Source organism: Prescottella agglutinans (genome assembly GCF_004011865.1).
Taxonomy (GTDB): Bacteria; Actinomycetota; Actinomycetes; order Mycobacteriales; family Mycobacteriaceae; genus Prescottella; species Prescottella agglutinans.
The window spans coordinates 266,564-284,865 of record NZ_RKLP01000004.1 but is presented as its reverse complement, the minus strand read 5'-3'; the positions used below and the strand labels follow the sequence as shown (position 1 = coordinate 284,865).

The 18,302-nt window shown below is 71.4% G+C and carries 13 protein-coding genes; 11 read left to right on the top strand and 2 right to left on the bottom strand.

All coding sequences use genetic code 11. The features are described 5' to 3' along the window. Positions 1-3 precede the first annotated feature (3 nt). From cobA to EGT67_RS10180, 11 genes are all read left to right on the top strand, one after another. Positions 4-1,230 (top strand): uroporphyrinogen-III C-methyltransferase, encoded by a 1,227-nt coding sequence (cobA, locus tag EGT67_RS10230; protein WP_127915954.1) that lies wholly within the window; start codon positions 4-6, stop codon positions 1,228-1,230. An 86-nt stretch (positions 1,231-1,316) separates the two neighbouring features. Next, on the top strand, positions 1,317-2,720 hold the full coding sequence (locus EGT67_RS10225) for an MFS transporter (RefSeq protein WP_127916069.1): 1,404 nt from the start codon (positions 1,317-1,319) through the stop codon (positions 2,718-2,720). A gap of 178 nt (positions 2,721-2,898) precedes the next feature. Next, the gene (locus EGT67_RS10220; RefSeq protein WP_127915953.1) at positions 2,899-3,855 is read left to right on the top strand and encodes a carbon-nitrogen hydrolase family protein; all 957 of its coding nucleotides are present in this window, start codon (positions 2,899-2,901) and stop codon (positions 3,853-3,855) included. Next, positions 3,852-4,319: a hypothetical protein gene (locus EGT67_RS10215; protein WP_241565962.1), complete on the top strand. Its 468-nt coding sequence runs from the start codon at positions 3,852-3,854 to the stop codon at positions 4,317-4,319. The genes EGT67_RS10220 and EGT67_RS10215 overlap by 4 nt, the downstream gene beginning before the upstream one ends. Before the next feature lie 19 nt (positions 4,320-4,338). Beyond that, positions 4,339-5,007 (top strand): TetR/AcrR family transcriptional regulator, encoded by a 669-nt coding sequence (locus EGT67_RS10210; protein WP_127915952.1) that lies wholly within the window; start codon positions 4,339-4,341, stop codon positions 5,005-5,007. Between the two features lie 54 nt (positions 5,008-5,061). Further along, positions 5,062-6,462, top strand: coding sequence for a 3' terminal RNA ribose 2'-O-methyltransferase Hen1 (locus tag EGT67_RS10205; protein WP_127915951.1), 1,401 nt, complete (start codon positions 5,062-5,064; stop codon positions 6,460-6,462). Then, the gene (locus tag EGT67_RS10200) at positions 6,459-9,002 is read left to right on the top strand and encodes a polynucleotide kinase-phosphatase (RefSeq protein ID WP_127915950.1); all 2,544 of its coding nucleotides are present in this window, start codon (positions 6,459-6,461) and stop codon (positions 9,000-9,002) included. The genes EGT67_RS10205 and EGT67_RS10200 overlap by 4 nt, the downstream gene beginning before the upstream one ends. A gap of 124 nt (positions 9,003-9,126) precedes the next feature. Beyond that, positions 9,127-10,854: a fatty acyl-AMP ligase gene (locus tag EGT67_RS10195; protein ID WP_127915949.1), complete on the top strand. Its 1,728-nt coding sequence runs from the start codon at positions 9,127-9,129 to the stop codon at positions 10,852-10,854. A 30-nt stretch (positions 10,855-10,884) separates the two neighbouring features. Continuing rightward, positions 10,885-11,157, top strand: coding sequence for an acyl carrier protein (locus tag EGT67_RS10190; protein ID WP_127915948.1), 273 nt, complete (start codon positions 10,885-10,887; stop codon positions 11,155-11,157). Beyond that, positions 11,154-15,515 carry a type I polyketide synthase gene (locus tag EGT67_RS10185; protein ID WP_127915947.1) on the top strand — a complete coding sequence of 1,454 codons (4,362 nt, stop codon included), beginning with the start codon at positions 11,154-11,156 and terminating at the stop codon, positions 15,513-15,515. The genes EGT67_RS10190 and EGT67_RS10185 overlap by 4 nt, the downstream gene beginning before the upstream one ends. Beyond that, positions 15,512-16,285, top strand: coding sequence for a thioesterase II family protein (locus EGT67_RS10180; protein ID WP_241565961.1), 774 nt, complete (start codon positions 15,512-15,514; stop codon positions 16,283-16,285). Before EGT67_RS10185 ends, EGT67_RS10180 begins: the two co-directional genes overlap by 4 nt. A 6-nt stretch (positions 16,286-16,291) precedes the next feature. Here the strand turns inward: EGT67_RS10180 and EGT67_RS10175 are convergent, their stop codons facing one another. Together EGT67_RS10175 and EGT67_RS10170 are read right to left on the bottom strand one after the other, a co-directional pair. Further along, entirely contained in the window at positions 16,292-17,512 is a 1,221-nt protein-coding gene (locus tag EGT67_RS10175; RefSeq protein ID WP_127915946.1) for an FAD-dependent oxidoreductase, read from the bottom strand. Between the two features lie 77 nt (positions 17,513-17,589). Next, positions 17,590-18,258 carry a DUF6199 family natural product biosynthesis protein gene (locus EGT67_RS10170; RefSeq protein ID WP_127915945.1) on the bottom strand — a complete coding sequence of 223 codons (669 nt, stop codon included), beginning with the start codon at positions 18,256-18,258 and terminating at the stop codon, positions 17,590-17,592. Between the last annotated feature and the right edge of the window lie 44 nt (positions 18,259-18,302).

The following is an 18,302-nucleotide window of genomic DNA, read 5'->3' as shown; positions in this document are numbered from 1 at the left end:
CGAGTGTCTGCTTCCGCCGGTGACGAGACCAGCTACCTGGTCGGGCTCAACCTGACGGACCGTCGTGTCGTGGTGGTCGGTGGCGGCACCGTCGCGCAGCGCCGCCTCGGCCTGCTGGTCGCGTCCGGTGCCCGCGTCCACCTCATCGCCCGCGAGGTCACGCCCGCGGTCGAGGGCATGGCGACGTCCGGACAGATCACGCTGGAACTGCGCGACTACCGCGACGGCGACCTCGACGGCGCCTGGTACGCAATGGCCTGCACCGACGAACCCGCGACCAACGCGGCGATCGTCGCCGAGGCCGAACGCAGCCGCATCTTCTGCGTCCGCGCCGACAGCGCCCGCGAGGGCACCGCGGTCACGCCGGCCACCGGGACCTACGAGGGGCTCAGCATCGGTGTCCTCGCCGGAGGCGCACACCGCCGGTCCGCAGCCGTGCGCACCGCACTGGTGGAGGCGCTGCAGTCCGGTGCGGTCTCCGACACCGACGAGGCGCCCGCACCCGGTGTCGCGCTCGTCGGCGGCGGCCCGGGCGACCCGGACCTCATCACGGTGCGCGGCCGTCGCCTGCTCGCGCGCGCCGACGTCGTCGTCGCCGACCGACTCGCGCCTCCGGAACTGCTGGCCGAGCTGGGCCCGCACGTCGAGGTGATCGACGCCGCGAAGATCCCGTACGGCCGGGCGATGGCGCAGGAGGCGATCAACGCCGCGTTGATCGACGGCGCGAAGGCCGGCAAGTTCGTCGTCCGGCTGAAGGGCGGGGACCCGTACGTCTTCGGCCGCGGCTTCGAGGAACTCGAGGCGTGCGCGGCGGCCGGCGTCCCCGTGACCGTGGTTCCCGGCATCACCAGCGCGATCTCGGTGCCGTCCGCGGCGGGGATCCCCGTCACCCACCGTGGTGTGACGCACGAGTTCGTCGTCGTCAGCGGGCATGTGGCGCCCGACCACCCGGACTCGCTGGTCGACTGGTCCGCGCTCGCGAAGCTGCGCGGGACCATCGTGCTGCTGATGGCGGTCGAGCGGATCGAGCAGTTCGCGGCCGTCCTGGCCGACGGCGGACGCCCCGCCGACACCCCGGTCACCGTGATCCAGGAGGGGACGCTGCGCACCCAGCGGGTGCTGCGGGCCGACCTCGCGACCGTCGCCGCGCGGGTGCGCGAGGAGAACATTCGACCGCCGGCGATCGTGGTGATCGGCACTGTGGCCGGATTCTCCGCGGACGCTCGGTAACGTGAACTCTCGTGTCTGACTCCACCGTCGTGAAGTACCCCGTGACCACGCGGGCGTTCGGCCTCGCGATCATCGTCCTCAGCGGCATGCAGCTGATGATGGTGCTCGACGGCACCGTCGCCTCGCTCGCGCTCGCCAAGATCCAGGAGGACCTGGGGCTCAGCGACTCCGGCCGCAACTGGGTCATCACGTCGTACGCGCTCACGTACGGCGGCCTGATGCTGCTCGGCGGCCGACTGGGCGACTCCTTCGGGCGTAAACGGGTCTTCATCGGCGGCGTCGCACTGTTCACGATCACCTCGCTGCTGTGCGGACTCGCGGTCAACGAGGCCACGCTGGTCGCCGCCCGCGCCCTGCAGGGTGTCGGTGCCGCGATCGCGTCACCGACCGCGCTGGCGCTGGTGGCCACGACGTTCGCGCCCGGGCCGGTGCGCAACCAGGCCATCGCGATCTTCGCGGCGATGACGGGTGTCGGCTCGGTCGCCGGCCTGATCATCGGTGGCGCGCTCACCGAGTTGTCATGGCGCTGGATCTTCCTCATCAACGTGCCGATCGGCGTGGTGATCCTGCTGTTCGCGTTCCGTGCGCTGACCGAGACCGGGGCGGAGCGGCTCAAGCTGGACGTGCCGGGCGCCATCCTCGCGACCCTCGGCTGTGCGGCCGTCGTATACGGGTTCACCGAGGGACCCGAGATGGGCTGGGGAAGTTGGCCGGTCCTCGTCGGGCTGATCGGCGGACTGGTCCTGCTCGGCGGCTTCCTCGCGGTCGAGCGCCGCGCGGAGAACCCGCTGCTGCCGTTCTCCCTGTTCCGTAACCGCAGCCGCGTCGCCACCTTCATCTCCATCGCCCTCGTCGGCATGGTGATGTTCTCGCTGGCCCCGTTCGTGGCTCTGTTCGTCCAGGACATCCTCGGCTACACGCCGCTGCGTGCGGGCCTCGCTTTCGTGCCGTTCGCCTTCGGCCTCGGTGCCGCCGCGTTCGTCGCGTCCAAGCTCGCGGTGAAGGTCCAGGCCCGCTGGCTCGTCGTGACCGGCATGGTCATCACGTTCGTCGGCCTGCTGTACGGGTCAACGCTCGACGCCGCCGCCACCTACGTCGGGAACCTGTTCGCGCTCGTCGTCGCCGTCGGCTTCGGTGTCGGCCTCGCGGTGGTGCCGCTGCCGCTGTGCGCGATCGCCGGTGTCGGCCCGCACGAGATCGGTCCGCTGGCCGCGATCGCCCAGGTGGCGCAGACGCTGTTCGGCCCGGTGGGTCTCGCGATCGTCGGCGCGATGGCCACATCGAAGACACTGTCGCTCGGCGGGATCTCCGGCGTCGCCGTGTACATGACGCCGGACCAACTGTCCGCGCTCAGCGAGGGCTACACGTTCGCACTGCTGGGCTGTGCGATCCTCGCCCTCCTGGCGGGCGTGGCCGCGCTGTTCATCACGTTCACGCCCAAGCAGGTGGCGCAGGCGCAGGCCGCGGAGAAGGCGGCGCAGGAGGCCTGAGCCGCCGGCGGGGCGGGTGCTGCCCGATCCGGATCGACCGCGACGGCCGTTTCCACTTCGATACCGGGTTGAAATGCCCCGTTTGTCCAGGCCTCTTGTGTCCGACCGGCGACAATTTTAGAGTCGGATTCAGATTTGCAGTCGTGTTCAGAACTTGCCCCGACGATTGGGTGTCGAGATGACGAAATCGATACGTGTGGCTGCGCTCCAGGTGGAAGCCGAAGTGGGCAACATCGACGCGAACCTGGCAATGTGCTCGGGCCTGGCGGAGCGGGCGGTCCACGAGGGCGCGGAATGGATCGTGCTGCCGGAGTTCTTCTCGACGGGCGTCGCGAACCGGCCCGAGTTGGCGCAGAACGCGCCGGCCGCGGACGGCGCGCCCACCCGGCTGCTGCAGGATCTGGCCCGCACCCACGGCGTCCACATCGGAGGCTCGAGCCTCGTCCGCGATGCCGACGGGCACGTCCGGAACGCCTTCCTCCTGGCCGGTCCGGACGGTGCGATCCTCGGGCGGCACGACAAGGACGTCCCGACGATGTGGGAGAACTCGCTGTACGTCGGCGGTGGGGATCCGGGTCGGATTCCAGCCGGGGAGAACATGATCGGCGCGGCGATGTGCTGGGAGCTGCTGCGCACCCAGACCGCCGAGCGGCTGGCCGGTCAGGTCGACCTCGTGTTGTCCGGATCCGGCTGGTGGTCGATCCCGGCGTGGCCGCCCCGCCCGTTGACCCGATGGCTCCAGCAGCGCAACAGCACCCGGGCCGTCGAGGCGCCGTCCGTGTTTGCGACCTACTGCGGCGCACCCGTCGTGCACGCGGCCCACTCCGGATCGCTCAACTGTCCGATGCCGCTCGTCGGGGTGGCCTACGGCGGCCACTACGAGGGCGGCGCCTCCGTGACCGCCGCCGACGGCACGGTCCTGGCACTCCGCCGGCGCGACGAGGGCCCGGGGCTCGCGGTCGCCGACGTCGTGCTCGGCCGGTCGACTCCACGACCGCTGCCCGACCGGTTCTGGCTGCAGAAACGCGGTGTCCTTCCCACCCTCGCGTGGGCCTATCAGAATCCCTACGGCCGGACGCAGTACGCCCGGACCCGCGGGCATCTGGCGCATCGGCCCGAAGGAGCCCTCCGATGAGCGGCAGTGATATGACCACAGTGTCGCCGGCCCTCGTCACCACGGCGCCGCCGGCGCTCGTCACTACAGCGCCGTCGGCCCTCGTCGTCAGCGGGCTGACCGAACTCGCCGCCGGCGCGCTGTCGGGCTGGGTCTTCGCCGCGGTCAGGAAGCGGCCGGAGACGATGCGTGCACTCGGTATCCGTGCGCCGCAACGAATCCGGCAGTGGCACCTCGACCTGGCCATGCTCGGCGGGTTCACGGCGATCTGCGGGATGGCCGTCCCCGCGGCTCCGCGCCTCACGACGACGGCCCTGGCGGTGGGCGCCTGGACGAATGCGTTCGCCTTCCTCCCGCTGGCATTCCGGCCGGACCTCGAGGATCGGCCGGCGTACCTGGCTTCGGTGGCGGGATCCTTCGTCACGACGTCGATCGGTTTCTGCGGTATGGCCCGGACGGCGCAGCGGCGCTACCGCGCGCGTTAGCGCCGCAGACACTTCGCGCATGGACACCGAACCTGCAGACCCGTCGGGGACCCCCGCCCTCGATCGGCGTGCCCGTCGTCCGGACCGCCGCCGCGCCCGGACACGAGGGGCGATCATGACGGCTGCCCGCACACTCTTCGCCGCGCGGGGCGTGCGGCGCGCGACGATCGAGGAGATCGCCGAAGCCGCCGACGTCTCGGTGGGTGCGGTGTATTTCCACTTCCAATCCAAGGAGGGCCTCTACCTCGCGCTGGTCGACCAGGCGCTCGAGGTCAACACCGAGGCGATGGCCGCGGTGGACAGGGCGCTCCCGCCGCTCGACCGCGTCCTCGCTGCGGGGCACGCGTACATGCGATTCGCCCTCGAATACCCCGAGCACTTCCAGATGGTGGCGTTGCGGGTCCTCGATCCGCAGGCCGACCCGGCGCTGGTCGAGATCGAGGATCGGGTCGCTGCCCGCGTCGAGGCTCTGGTCGGGATCGTCGAACAGGATCTGATCGAGGCGATGGCGGACGGCAGTGTCCGGGAGGTGCCCCCGCGTGAGGTGATGCGGTTTCTCTGGGGGGCGTGGAACGGGGTGACCGCGTTGAGCTTCCGGCCGGATCGGCTGCGGCTGACGCCGGACGAGGTGCAGCGCACCCTCGAGGTCGGTCAGGGCATCCTCGAGAGCGCCCTGAGGCGGCGCTGAGCCCCGATCCGAAAATGTCGTGATTGTCCCGGATCGCCCTGATAGCGTCCGGGCATGCTGCTCACGCTGACAGCGGAGGCCGGGGGGAACTGGTCCGACGCGTCCGACCTCGGATACCTACTGCACAAGCACCCGGACCGGGTCCAGGAGTTCGACCTCTCCGTCGGAAGCGCGACGGTGCTGTACCCCGAGGTCGGCGAGCAGCGATGCACCGTGGCGTTGATGCTCGACGTCGATCCGATCGATCTGGCTCGCAGCCGGATGCGGAGAGGCCGCGACGGATTCGCGTTGGGGCAGTACGTCAACGACCGCCCGTACGCCGCGTCGTCGATGCTCGCCGTTGCGCTCGGGCGGGTGTTCGGCACGGCGCTAGCCGGGACCTGCCGATCGCATCCCGAACTGACCGATCGTCCCGCGCGGTTGACGATCCGCGTCCCCGTGTTGCCGTCGCGGGGCGGACCGGACCTGCCCGCCCGCCTGTTCGGGCCTCTGGGATGGGCCGTGACGGCGGAGTCGATACCCCTCGATGGGGAACTGCCTGAATGGGGTGCCTCCGAGTACGTGGACCTCACGATGACGGCCACCCTGACGGTGTCGGAGGCGCTCCGACACCTGTACGTCCTGCTGCCGGTGCTCGACGACGTGAAGCACTACTGGGTGGGCCGGGAGGAGACCGAGAAGCTCGTCCGGACTGCGGGCGAGTGGTTGCCCGGCCACCCCGAGTCGGAGTTGATCGGTGCGCGCTATCTGGCGCATCAGCGTGAACTCGTCCAGTCGTTGGCGGATCTGCTGTCCGACGACACCGACGCCCCCCGCGGCGACGATGCCCGGTCCCGGGATCCGCGGCTGGCCGATCTCCGCGCCGACGCGGTGCTGGCCGTGCTCGCAGAGGCCGGCGCGGCGCGCGTGGTCGATGTCGGGTGCGGTGACGGCCGGCTTCTGCGGGAACTGGCCGCGCGACCGCAGTTCACCCGGATCGTCGGCGTCGACGTCAGTGATGGGGAACTGCAGCGCGCACGGCGGCGTCTGCGCGCCGACGAGTTCTCCGACGCCCAGCGCGAACGACTCTCACTGTTGCACTCGTCGGTGGTCTACCGGGACAGCCGTCTCGCCGGGTTCGACGCGGCCGTGCTGATGGAGGTGATCGAGCACGTCGATCCGCCCCGGCTTCCCGCGCTCGAGCGCTCCGTGTTCGGCGAGATGCGTCCCCGCACCGTGGTGGTGACGACACCGAACTCCGAGTACAACCCGCTGTATCCGACACTGGCCCCGGGAGCCTTCCGGCACCCCGACCACCGATTCGAGTTCGACCGCGACCAGTTCCGGGAGTGGGCCGAGACGATCGCGTCCACGTACGGCTACACGGTCGGGTTCGCGCCGGTCGGGCCACTCGACGAGAGCGTCGGCGCGCCCACCCAACTGGCCGTCTTCACCCGCGAAGGAGCGAAGAAATGAGCGTGCTGGAGATCCCGGACCCCAGTCTCGTCGTGTTGATCGGGGTCAGCGGATCGGGCAAGTCCACGTTCGCGGCCGCCCACTTCGGGCCCTTCGAGACCGTCTCCAGCGACTTCTGTCGCGGACTGGTCAGCAACGACCCGAACTCGCAGGAGGCCACCGCCGACGCCTTCGAGGTGCTCGAACTGGTGGTGAGCAAGCGCCTGCGCACCGGCCGTCTCACCGTCGTCGACGCCACGAATGTGCAACCGGCCGCGAGGAAGTCGTTGATCGATCTCGCCAGGCGACACGACCTGCTGCCCGTCGCGGTCGTGCTCGACCTGCCGGAAGCGGTGTGTGCCGAACGCACGCTGGCGAGGCCGGACCGCTCCTTCGGTCGCGACGTCGTGCGTCGCCAGCACCGTGCCCTGACCCGGTCCCTGAAAGGTCTGGCACGCGAGGGTTTTCGGTCGGTGCACGTGCTGAGCGGTACCGAGGAGATCGCTGCCGCCGTCGTCGAGCGTGTGCCGCTGCGCAGCGATCGCCGGGACCTGACCGGTCCTTTCGATGTGATCGGTGACATCCACGGCTGCCGCGCCGAGCTCGAAACATTGCTCGGTCGACTGGGATACGTGATCGAACGCGACGAACAGGGACGTGCGGTCGACGCCCGCCACCCGGACGGGCGGACTGTGGTCTTCCTCGGCGACTACGTCGACCGGGGACCCGACGCGCCGGGCGTGCTACGACTGGTCATGGGCATGGTCGCGGCCGGCCACGCCCTGGCGGTACCGGGCAACCACGAGAACAAGCTGGTGAAGGCGTTGCGCGGCCACAAGGTCACGCCGTCGCACGGTCTCGCCGAGACGCTCGAGCAGCTGTCCGGGGAGAGCGACGAGTTCCGGAAACAGGTCGCGTCCTTCTGCGACGGTCTCGTCGCGCACCTCGTGCTCGACGACGGACGCCTGGTCGTCGCGCATGCCGGGCTGAAGGAGGAGTACCACAACCGGGCGTCCGGGCGCGTGCGGTCGTTCGCGTTGTACGGCGAGACCACCGGGGAGACGGACGAATTCGGCCTGCCGGTCCGGTACCCGTGGGCGCAGGACTATCGGGGCGCGGCGATGGTCCTGTACGGGCACACGCCCACGCCGGAGCTGCGGTGGGTCAACAACACGCTCTGCCTGGACACCGGATGCGTGTTCGGCGGTGACTTGTCGGCCCTCCGCTACCCGGAGAAGGAGACGGTGTCGGTCTGTGCCGAGCGGGTCTGGTACGAGCCGACCGTGCCGCTGCATCGGCAGACCCCGGACCCGCACGGCCTGGACCTGGACGACGTCGTCGGGGTCGGCGGCGTGGAAACCGCCCTGCGGGGCCGCGTTTCGGTCCGTCCCGAGAACGCGGCCGGCGCGCTCGAGGTGATGAGCCGGTTCGCGGTCCCACCACAATGGCTGTACTACCTGCCGCCGACGATGTCGCCGTGCGCGACGTCCGCCCGACCGGGAATGCTCGAGCACCCCGCGGAGGTCTTCGCCGAGTACCGTCGCGCCGGAATCGCATCCGTGATCTGCGAGGAGAAGCACATGGGCTCGCGTGCGGTCGCGCTCGTGTGCCGGGACGCGGACGTGGGGCAGAGGCGTTTCGGCGTCGGCGACGGTCTGTCCGGGATCGTCCACACGAGGACCGGGCGCCGGGTGTTCGACGAGGAGCTGACCGAGAAACTGGTGCGCAGGCTCGCGGACGCGGTCGAGCGGGCCGGCCTGTGGGAGGAACTCGGCACCGACTGGATCCTGTTGGACACCGAGCTGTTGCCGTGGTCCGCGAAGGCGGAACCGCTCCTCAGGGCGCAGTACGCCGCCGTGGGCGCGGCCGCCGGCGCGGATCTGCGGGCACGAGCGGAGGTGTTGGCCCAGGCGTCCGCTCGCGGACTCGACGTCGGCGACGCGGAGCGGCGCACCCGATCGCGGCGGGCGGACATCGACGGCTACGTCGCGGCCTACCGCCGGTACGTGTGGCCGACGGACGGGCTGGACGGGGTGCGGGTCGCGCCGTTCCAGGTTCTCGCCACGGAGGGGAGAACCTACGGGGAGCGCCCTCACGAATGGCACCTGGCCGTGGCGGACCGGCTCGAACAGGGAGCACCCGACCTGGTGACCGGCACTCGCCGCGTGCACGTGGACCTGGACTCCGAGGAGTCGACGGCGGCGGCCACGCTCTGGTGGGAGGAACTCACCGCGTCCGGCGGCGAGGGGATGGTGGTGAAGCCGTCCGGGAATCGGGTGTACGGAGCCGGTGTGGTCGGGCGCCGCGTCCAACCCGGGATCAAGGTACGGGGCCGCGAGTACCTTCGGCTCATCTACGGCCCGCACTACACCGAACCCGCGAACCTGGAACGGCTGCGTGCGCGTTCCCTGGACCACAAGCGCTCGATGGCGCTGCGGGAGGACGCGCTCGGCGTCGAGGCCCTCGACCGTCTGGTGAGGGCGGAGCCGTTGTGGAAGATCCACCAGGCGGTGTTCGCGGTGCTGGCGCTCGAATCGGAACCGGTCGATCCGCGGCTGTAGGCCTGAGGTGGGCACTGTCCACACCCAGGGTCGGTGGTGACCGACTCGCCCGTCGCGGAGGGTGGAAGGCGTTCATCGCGTGGAGCCGGAAGCGCCCACGCCCTCCCACGGAGAAAGAGTCGCCGTGCACGCCACCTTCGTCGCCCATTTCCGCGCCCGGGCCGCGGCCTACGGGGACGCGCGATCCTGCACCTACTACCGGGACGTCGGCCTCGACCTCGCCGCCGAGACCGTCACCTGTCGGGAGCTCGACCGCCAGGCCCGCGCGATCGCCGCGTGGCTGTCCACGCGGCCCGAGACGAATCGGCCGGTGCTGCTCCTGTACCCGGACAGCGCCGACTTCCTCCCGGCTCTCCTCGGATGCCTGTACGCGGGCGTCGTCGCGGTGCCCGCCCCGGTGCCACACGGTGCGCAGGGCACCCAGCGCGTGGCGGGCATCCTCGTCGACTCGGGGTCGCGTCTGGTGCTCACCGCGCCGGCGCTCGCGCACACCGTCGAGGAGTGGATCCGCGACAGCGATTGCCCGGCCACGGTGACCGTGGCGGCCACCCACGCCGACCTCGGTGACGAGAACGACTGGCGGATGCCGCGGATCGACGGCGGCACGGTGGCGTATCTGCAGTACACGTCGGGTTCCACCGGCAGCCCGAAGGGCGTGATCGTCACCCACGCCAATCTGATGCACAACGAGGCGACGATCGCCGAGGTGCTCGGCGCCCACGACGGCGCGACGAGCGTGCAGTGGCTGCCGCACTTCCACGACATGGGACTGGTCGGGTTGCTGCAGCCCCTGTTCTCGGGCGCGAACCTCGCCTTCATGTCGCCGATGGCGTTCCTCAAGCGACCCGTGCGCTGGCTCGAACTCGTCTCGCGTCACCGTGCCGAGTTCACGGTGGCACCGAACTTCGCGTACGACCTGATCGTCCGCCGCGTGACCGAATCCGAGGCGGCCGCGCTCGACCTGTCGTCGTTGCGGGTGGCGCTCAACGGTGCGGAGCCGATCCGGCCCCGCACCCTGACCGCGATGGTCGACCGTTTCGGCGCGGTCGGGTTCCGGGCGGAAACCCTCGTCACGGCCTACGGCATGGCGGAGGCGACGCTGATGGTGACCGCCCACCCGGTCGGCTCTGCGCCGCGCTGCCTGGACGTCGACCCGGTCCAACTCGAACGGCACCGCGCCGTACCGGCCGGCGACCGCGGGGCGGTGCGGTTGGTCAGCAGCGGGACGCCGCGGAACGCCGAGGTCCTCGTCGTCGATCCGGACACCGGAGAAGTCTTGCCCGACAATCGAGTCGGCGAGATCTGGGTCCGCGGGCGCAGTGTCGCGGTCGGGTACTTCGGGAACGCGCGGGAAACCGCGGCGCGGTTCGACGCCCGGGCCCACGGGTCCGGCCCGTTCCTGCGCACCGGCGACCTGGGGCTGACGAACCGCGGGCACCTGTTCGTGACCGGGAGGCTCGACGACCTGGTGATCGTCAACGGCCGCAACCTGTATCCGCAGGACATCGAGGACGTGGTGGGGCAGGTGCATCCGGCGCTGGCCGGGACGGCCGGGGTGGCGGTGTCCGTCGACTGCGGCCACCGTGAACGCCTGGTGGTGATCCAGGGCGTGCGGGACACCCTGCTGGACGGCCTCGCGCTGGAGGAGTTGACCGCCCGGGTCCGGGCGGCGGTGGCCCGCGCCTTCGATCTGCCCGCCCCCGAGGTGGTGCTCGTCGAGCGACGCGGAATCCACCGCACCACCAGCGGCAAGGTGCAGCGTCGATCGATGCGGAAATCATTTCTGGAGAACCGGATTCGCGCTTTACACGAGTGCGTCGACCCGTCGGTGCAGCGGCTTCGGGCCCGGTAGCGACAGCCACGAGACGAGAAGGACTCACCCATGGACAGCACCGCTATACGCACGCAGATCGCCCGCTGGCTCAGCGGCCAGGTCGCGAGCCACCTCGACGTCCCTGCGACCGAGATCGATCCGGCGATGCCGCTCGCCGAACTCGGTCTGGACTCGGTGTCCGCCGTCGGTCTCTGCGGCGACATCGAGCAGCGCTGGCGCATCGAGGCCGATCCCATCCTGGTCTACGACTACCCGACCATCGCCGAGATCGCCGGGTTCGTCGCCGGCCGGATCGTCGCCGAGGACGAGGGGCGGCGATGACCGCCATCGCGGTCGTCGGGATCGACTGCCGGTTCCCGCAGGCGCCCGACCCGGACGCGCTGTGGACGCTGCTGACCGCCGGCGCCGACGGCGTCACCGAGGTGCCCGAACAGCGGTGGCGGGCCGACGAGATCTACGACCCAACCGGCGGCGCCGGCACCGTCAACAACCGGACCGGCGGATTCGTGTCCGACGCCGACGCGTTCGACGCAGAGTTCTTCGGCATCGCCCCGCGGGAGGCGGCGGCGATGGATCCGCAGCAGCGCCTGCTGCTGCAGTCCGCGTGGCGCGCGTTCGAGGACGCCGCCGTGGACCCGCGGGCCCAGGCGGGCTCGGACACCGGGGTGTTCATCGGGGTGATGGCGAACGAGTGGGCGCACCTGCGCGTGCGGGACCCGCGCCGGATCACGCCGCAGCTCGCCGCCGGCAACGGCTACTTCATGACCGCGAACCGGATCTCGTACCAGCTGGACCTGCACGGCCCGAGCGTCGCGATCGACACCGCCTGCTCGTCCTCGCTCGTCGCAGTCCACCAGGCGTGCTCGGCGCTGCGGGACGGCGAGTGTGACCAGGCGCTGGCCGGGGGCGTCAACATCGCGCTCACCCCGACCCTCAACATCTTCTACACGCAGGCCGGGCTGTCGGCGCCGGACGGACGGTGCAAGCCGTTCAGCGGCAACGCGGACGGCATCGGACGCGGCGAGGGCGTCGCGGTGGCGGTCCTGCGCAGGCTCGACGACGCCGTGGCGGAGGGGCTTCCGATCCATGCGGTCATCACCGGCAGCGCGGTGAACTCGGACGGCCGCAGCAACGGGATCACCGCGCCCAACCGCTGGGCCCAGCAGCGGGTGGTCGAGCAGGCGTACCGCCGGGCCGGCGTCGACCCGGCGCAGATCGACTTCCTCGAGGCGCACGGCACCGGGACCGTGCTCGGCGACATGATCGAGACCAAGGCGCTCGGCCAGGTCCACGCCGTCCCGCGGCGGCGGCCGTGCGGGATCGGTTCGATCAAGGGCAATCTCGGCCACACCGAGGGCGCGGCGGGTATGGCCGGGCTGATCAAGGTGGCGCTGAGCCTCAGGAAGCGGATCGTGCCGCCGAGCCGCTACGCCGACCAGGAGAACGTCCGACTGCGCCTGGCCGACCACGGTCTCGCGCTGCTCGCCGAGCCGATGGAACTCCCCGCCGGCACGGCGCACGGTGCGGTCAGCAGCTTCGGGATCGGCGGCACCAATGCCCACATGGTGCTCGCGACCGCGCCGGAGCGCCCGGATGCGCCCGGCGCCCCCGGGAGCGGTGTGCTGACGGTGTCCTCGTCGAGCCGAGAGGGGCTGCAGCGCAATGCCTTGCGGGTCGCCGAGTGGATCGCCGAGCGGCCCGCCGATCAACTGTCGCAGCTGTGCTGGTCCAGCAACGTGATCGAGGCGTCGGGCCGCCACCGTCTGGCGGTGCCGGCCGGCGACCGCGACAGCGTCGTCGCCGCGCTGCGCGACATGTCCTCGGACGAGCAGCGGTTCGCGGCCGCGACCGGCGTCGCGGCGCCGATCGGCACCGGATGGCTGTTCGCCGGCCAGGGCTCGCAATACCCGGGGATGGGTGCGGCGCTGCGGGGCGCCTCGACCGACTTCCGGGAGGCCCTCGGGGAGGTGGACCGCCGGATGGCTCCGCACCTCGGTCGCTCGGTGCGGGATCTGCTGTCGAGTAGTGACATCGATCGGACCGAGCACGCGCAACCGGCGATCTTCGCCGTCGAGTACGCGCTCGCCCGGGCACTGCTGGCGGCCGGTGTCGAACCCGGCTGGCTGATCGGGCACAGCGTGGGCGAGTACGCGGCCGCGGCGCTCGCCGAGGTCATGAGCGTCGCGGACGCGTGCCGGCTGGTCGTGGCGCGCGGGCGGCTCATGCGGTCGCTGCCGGCCGACGGTGCGATGCTCGCGGTCCGCGCGAGCGTCGACGAGGTCGCCGACCTGCTGGACGGGGAACCCCGGGTGTCGATCGCCGCGGTCAACGGGCCGCGTGAACTGGTGGTCTCGGGCGAGACCGCGGTGCTGGAACGGATCGAGGCGGCACTGGCCGGGCGTGGGCTCCGGGCCCGCCGGCTCGCGGTGTCGCACGCGTTCCACTCGCCGCTGATGGAGCCGATCCTGGATGCGTTCGCCGAGGTCGCGGCCTCCTGTTCGTTCGAGGCGCCGCGCATCCCGGTGTACTCGACCGTGCGCGGACGCCTGCTGGCGGTCGACGAACCGATGGACGCCGACTACTGGACCGAACACATCCGTGCGACAGTGCGATTCGCCGACGCGGTGGACGCGGGGCTGGCAACGGAGCCGACCCACCTGGTCGAGGTCGGGCCGACGCGGGTCCTCGGGCCGCTGGTCGCGCGCATCCGGGCCGGGACGACCGTCCTGACACCGTGCCCGGGGCCGGACGCCACCGGCCGGGAGTTGGCCGACGTCGTCGCCGCGCTGTACCGCGACGGCCTCGACCCGAACTGGGACGCGCTGTACGAGCCGGGGCAGCGGGTGCGGCGCCGCCTCGGCGGCTACGCGTTCGACACCACCCAGCGCTTCTGGACGACCCCCGCCGATTCCGAGGCCGAACCGGCGGCCGTCCCGGCGCCCGCCGTGACCACCACCGACCCGACCGGGACACCCACCATGGACAACCTGATCGCCCTCTTCCGCGAGCAGGCCGCGGTCCTCGCGGCCCACCTCGGGACCCGCCCCGCCGCCGCCCCCGAGACGTCGGCTCCGGCCACCCCGACGTCGGTGCCGCGGGCCGCCCGGCCGTCCGCCGAGCCCGTCGCGGATCGGGAGGCGGTCGCCGCGGCCGTCCGGCGCGAGACCGCCCGTGTCAGCGGCTATCCGGCCGAGGCGGTGCGGAGCACCCAGACCCTGTGCGGCGACCTCGGCTTCGACTCGATCATGACCACCGATCTGTGCGCGGGCCTCGCCGCCGCGTTCCCGGGGCTGGCACCCGACCCGGCCTGGTTCGGGCCGACCGGCACCGTGGGCGCGCTGATCGACCGGATCCGCGGGCACCTCGGCGCCGACGACCCGGCGCCGGCGCCGACGACACCCGCGCCGCCGCCGGTGTCGGCACCCGCCGATCCTGTTGCCGCCGAACCGATCCCCGCGGAGAACTACCGCATCGACCGGTTCCCGGAGGTCCAGGCGCTCGCCGACCGGCTCCGCGGGTGCGAGGCACTGGGCGTCACCAACCCGTACTTCCTCACCAACGACGGCGTCACCCGGGACACCTCGGTGATCGACGGGCAGGAGGTGGTCAACTTCTCCAGCTACAACTACCTCGGCATGTCCGGCCACCTCGCGGTCGTGTCCGCCGTCCAGGACGCGGCCGCCCGGTACGGCAGCTCGTGCTCGGCGAGCCGGCTGCTGTCCGGGGAGAAGCCCGTGCACCGCGAACTCGAGATCGAGCTCGCCGAACTGGTCGGCACCGAGGACGCCCTCACCCTGGTGAGCGGGCACGCCACCAACGTGACGGTGATCGGGCACCTGCTCGGACCCGGCGATCTGGTCGTCCACGACAGCCTCGCTCACGACAGCATCCTGCAGGGCTGCAAGCTCTCCGGTGCCACCCGTAGACCGTTTCCGCACAACGACCCCGTCGCCCTCGACGCGATCCTCACCGACATCCGGCACCTGTACCGGCGGGTGCTCATCGTCGTCGAGGGCGTCTACAGCCAGGACGGCGACATCGCCGACCTGCCGGCCGTGATCGCGGTCAAGCAGAAGCACCGTGCGCTGCTGATGATCGACGAGGCGCACAGTATCGGGGTCCTGGGCGAGCGGGGCGGCGGGATCGGTGAGCACTTCGGCGTCGACCGCCGGGACGTCGACCTGTGGTCGGGCACGATGTCGAAGGCGCTGGCCGGATGCGGTGGGTATGTCGCGGGCAGCCGCGACCTGATCCGGTTCCTCAAGTACACGACCCCGGGTTTCGTCTACAGCGTGGGGATCACGCCGCCGAACGCGGCGGCGTCGCTGGCCGCGATCCGGCAGTTGCGGGCCGAGCCCGCCACCCTGACCAGGCTGCGCCGCAATTCGGAGCTGTTCCTGCGGTCGGCAATCGAGGCCGGGATCGACACCGGCGACAGCCACGACACCCCGGTCGTCCCGTGCATCGTCGGCGACTCGGTCCGGACGCTCAGGCTCTCGAACGCCCTTCTGCGCCGCGGCATCAACGTCAATCCGATCCTGTACCCGGCCGTGCCCGAGGACCTGGCCCGGCTGCGCTTCTTCGTGACCTCGTGCCACACCGAGGAGCAGATCCGCCACGCGGTGCGGGTGACCGCCGAGGAACTTGCGTTGCTCCGGTCGGAGGCGGTGGTGGCGTGACCGCGATCGGATGCACGCCCTACCTCGACCCACCGGCCACCGACGCCCCGCTGCGCCTCTTCTGCTTTCCCCACGCCGGCGGCGCGGCGTCGGTCTACCGGGACTGGCAGCGCGCGTTGACCCCGCACGTGTCGGTGTGGCCGGTGCAGCTGCCGGGGCGGGGCGGGCGCGCCGACGATCCGCGGTTCGTCGACCTGGACGCGCTGCTGGACGACCTCGAAACAGAGCTGTCCGAGGCGCTTTCGGTACCGCACGCCTTCTTCGGGCACAGCATGGGCGCGCTCGTCGCGTACGGGCTCGCGCGTCGCCGGCGGGCGGCGGGGCACCCGCTGCCGCGGGCGTTGCTGCTGTCGGCTTACTCGGCCCCGCACCTGGCGGCGCCGGTGCCGCCGGTCGCGCACCTGGACGACGCCGGCCTGGCCCGCCTGCTCGTCGAGATCGGCGGCCTGCCCGAACCGGTTCTCGGCCGGCCGGAATGCCTGGCGCAGGCGCTCCCGGTCGTCCGCGACGACCTGAGGCTGTGCGCAGGCCACCGCGACGGCGGCGCACCCCCGCTCGAGTGCCCCGTGCACGTCTACGGGGCCGAGTCGGATCCCCTCGTCGGCGAACTGGATCTGCGTGCCTGGGACCGGCACACCACCGATCTGCGTGAGGTGCGGATCCTGCCCGGCGGCCACTTCTACCTCCACGACTCACCGGGCGAACTGCTGGGGCTGCTGCGGTCCGCGCTGCGCGCCTGTCCGGCGGATCGACCGGTGGGCGTCGGATGAGAACGGTCAGCGCCGCGCTGCGGCGGGCGGACGCTCCCGCAGCGCGCCGAATGCGAAGAACCACGCGGGCAGCTGTGAGACGCCCGGTGTCGAGGTGATCCGCCGCATCACCGTCGACACCTCGGCCTGAGAGGTGCCCGCCAGGACAGGGGACACGACGCGGTCGTGTGCGAGGCGCTGCAGCGCCTGCGTGGCCGCGGCGGTCGGCCACCGCCGGAACTGTATCCGGCGCAGCACCCTTTCCGGAACTTCCTCGGACGGAAGGTGGTTCGCGAGATGACGGGCGGACGCGACGGCGTCCTGCACCGCCAGGTTGATGCCGATGCCGAAGATCGGCGACATCGCGTGCGCGGCGTCGCCGATGCACAGCAGGCCCGGCAGGTGCCACCGCCGCAGCCGGTCGAGCCGGACGTCGAGCAGCTTCACCTGGTCCCACGACTGCAGGGCGTGCACGCGGTCACCGATCCACGGCGCGGTGGCGAGGAACTCGCTCGCGAAACGATCCAGCCCGGCCGCGCGTCGCTCGGCGTCCGACCCCTTGGGGATGATCGCGCCGCACTGCCAGTAGTCGCCGCGGTCGATCATCGCGGACAGGAATCGTTCCCCGACGTTGCCGACCAGCCCGGCCGGGTCCTCGGGCCGGCGGGGCAGCCGGAACCACCACGCGTCCATCGGACACGGGAACGTGCGCAGCCGCAGCGCGGGCAGTTCGCGGGCGAGCGAGCCGCGGCCGTCGCACGCCACCGTCAGCGTCGCACCCAGCGTGCCGGTGCGGCCGTCGGCGGTCCGATACCGGACACCGCCGATCCGTCCGTCGTCGGCGAGGAACGACACCACCTCGGTGTCCATCCGCAGTTCGAACGTCGGTTCGGTGCGGGCCTCGTCGGCCAGTAGGTCGAGCAGGTCCCACTGCGGGACCATCGCGATGTAGTTGTGCTTCACCGGCAACGCGTCGATGTGGCCGACGGTCAGCGCCGCGCCACCCGGGCCGACCGGAAGTTGCACCGACACGACGTGTCGTTGGGGGAGCCGCGCGAACCGCTCACCGAGGCCCAGTTCGTCCAGCAGGGTGAGCGTGGACGGGTGGACGGTGTCGCCGCGGAAGTCGCGGAGGAAGTCCGCGTGCTTCTCGAGCACCGTCACCGGGACGCCGCACCGCGCCAGCAGCAGCCCGAGCACCATTCCCGCCGGGCCGCCACCCACGATGCAACACGAGGTCCGTTCCATCGGCAGCACTCCTCGTCTCCCAGTGTGCGCCGGCCGACCCGGACGTGCGAGACGCGATCGGGCACGCGGTCGAGGGGCTACAGGCGCGGGACCACGTTCCGCTCCCCGCTGGGCGTGACGGTCACGCCGGCGCCGTCCACGATCGGAGACGTGGTGACGACCGTGGCGGTGCCGGCAGGCCTGCGGGTGTCGTACTGGCCGAATTTCGGGCCCGGTGGCTGCGGGGCAACGTTCCGACCCGGGATGTCTCTCGCAGTCAGGTAGGTCTCCCGGTCGCAGCCCCAGTTGACGCGCCGGTCGGGGGTGTCCAGACGGACCTCGACCGCTATTTCGGACGCGTTGCTGTAGGGCACGGTCTCCTCGGGCCTGCAATTCGGCCAGCGGAAGCCGGACCCTTCCTGATACTCGACGACCACGGTGCCCTCCGGCGACACCGTGTACCCGCGGATCGGAAGCAGCGAGCGCTCACGGGCCACCTCCGCGGCAGCCGATCGTTCGTTCTCGAGTGCTCGAGCGTCCCGCTCGGCGTAGTAGTACCAGAGCCCCCCGCCACCCATCACGAAACCGACCACCAGCAACGAGAATGCATTGACCCCCAACGCCGCGTCGCTCGGCCGGTTGGCGTCGGGATCGGCGTATTGCCAGCCCTTCGTGGCCTTCCACATGCCCTCGGGCGACAGCAGCGCCCACGTGCCGAGCCCGAGGACGAGCACGCTGATTGCGACGAAGACGACGACAGCCGTCATGGATCCCCCCTGATTCGTTCTGCGCAATCCCCCCCGGATATCGC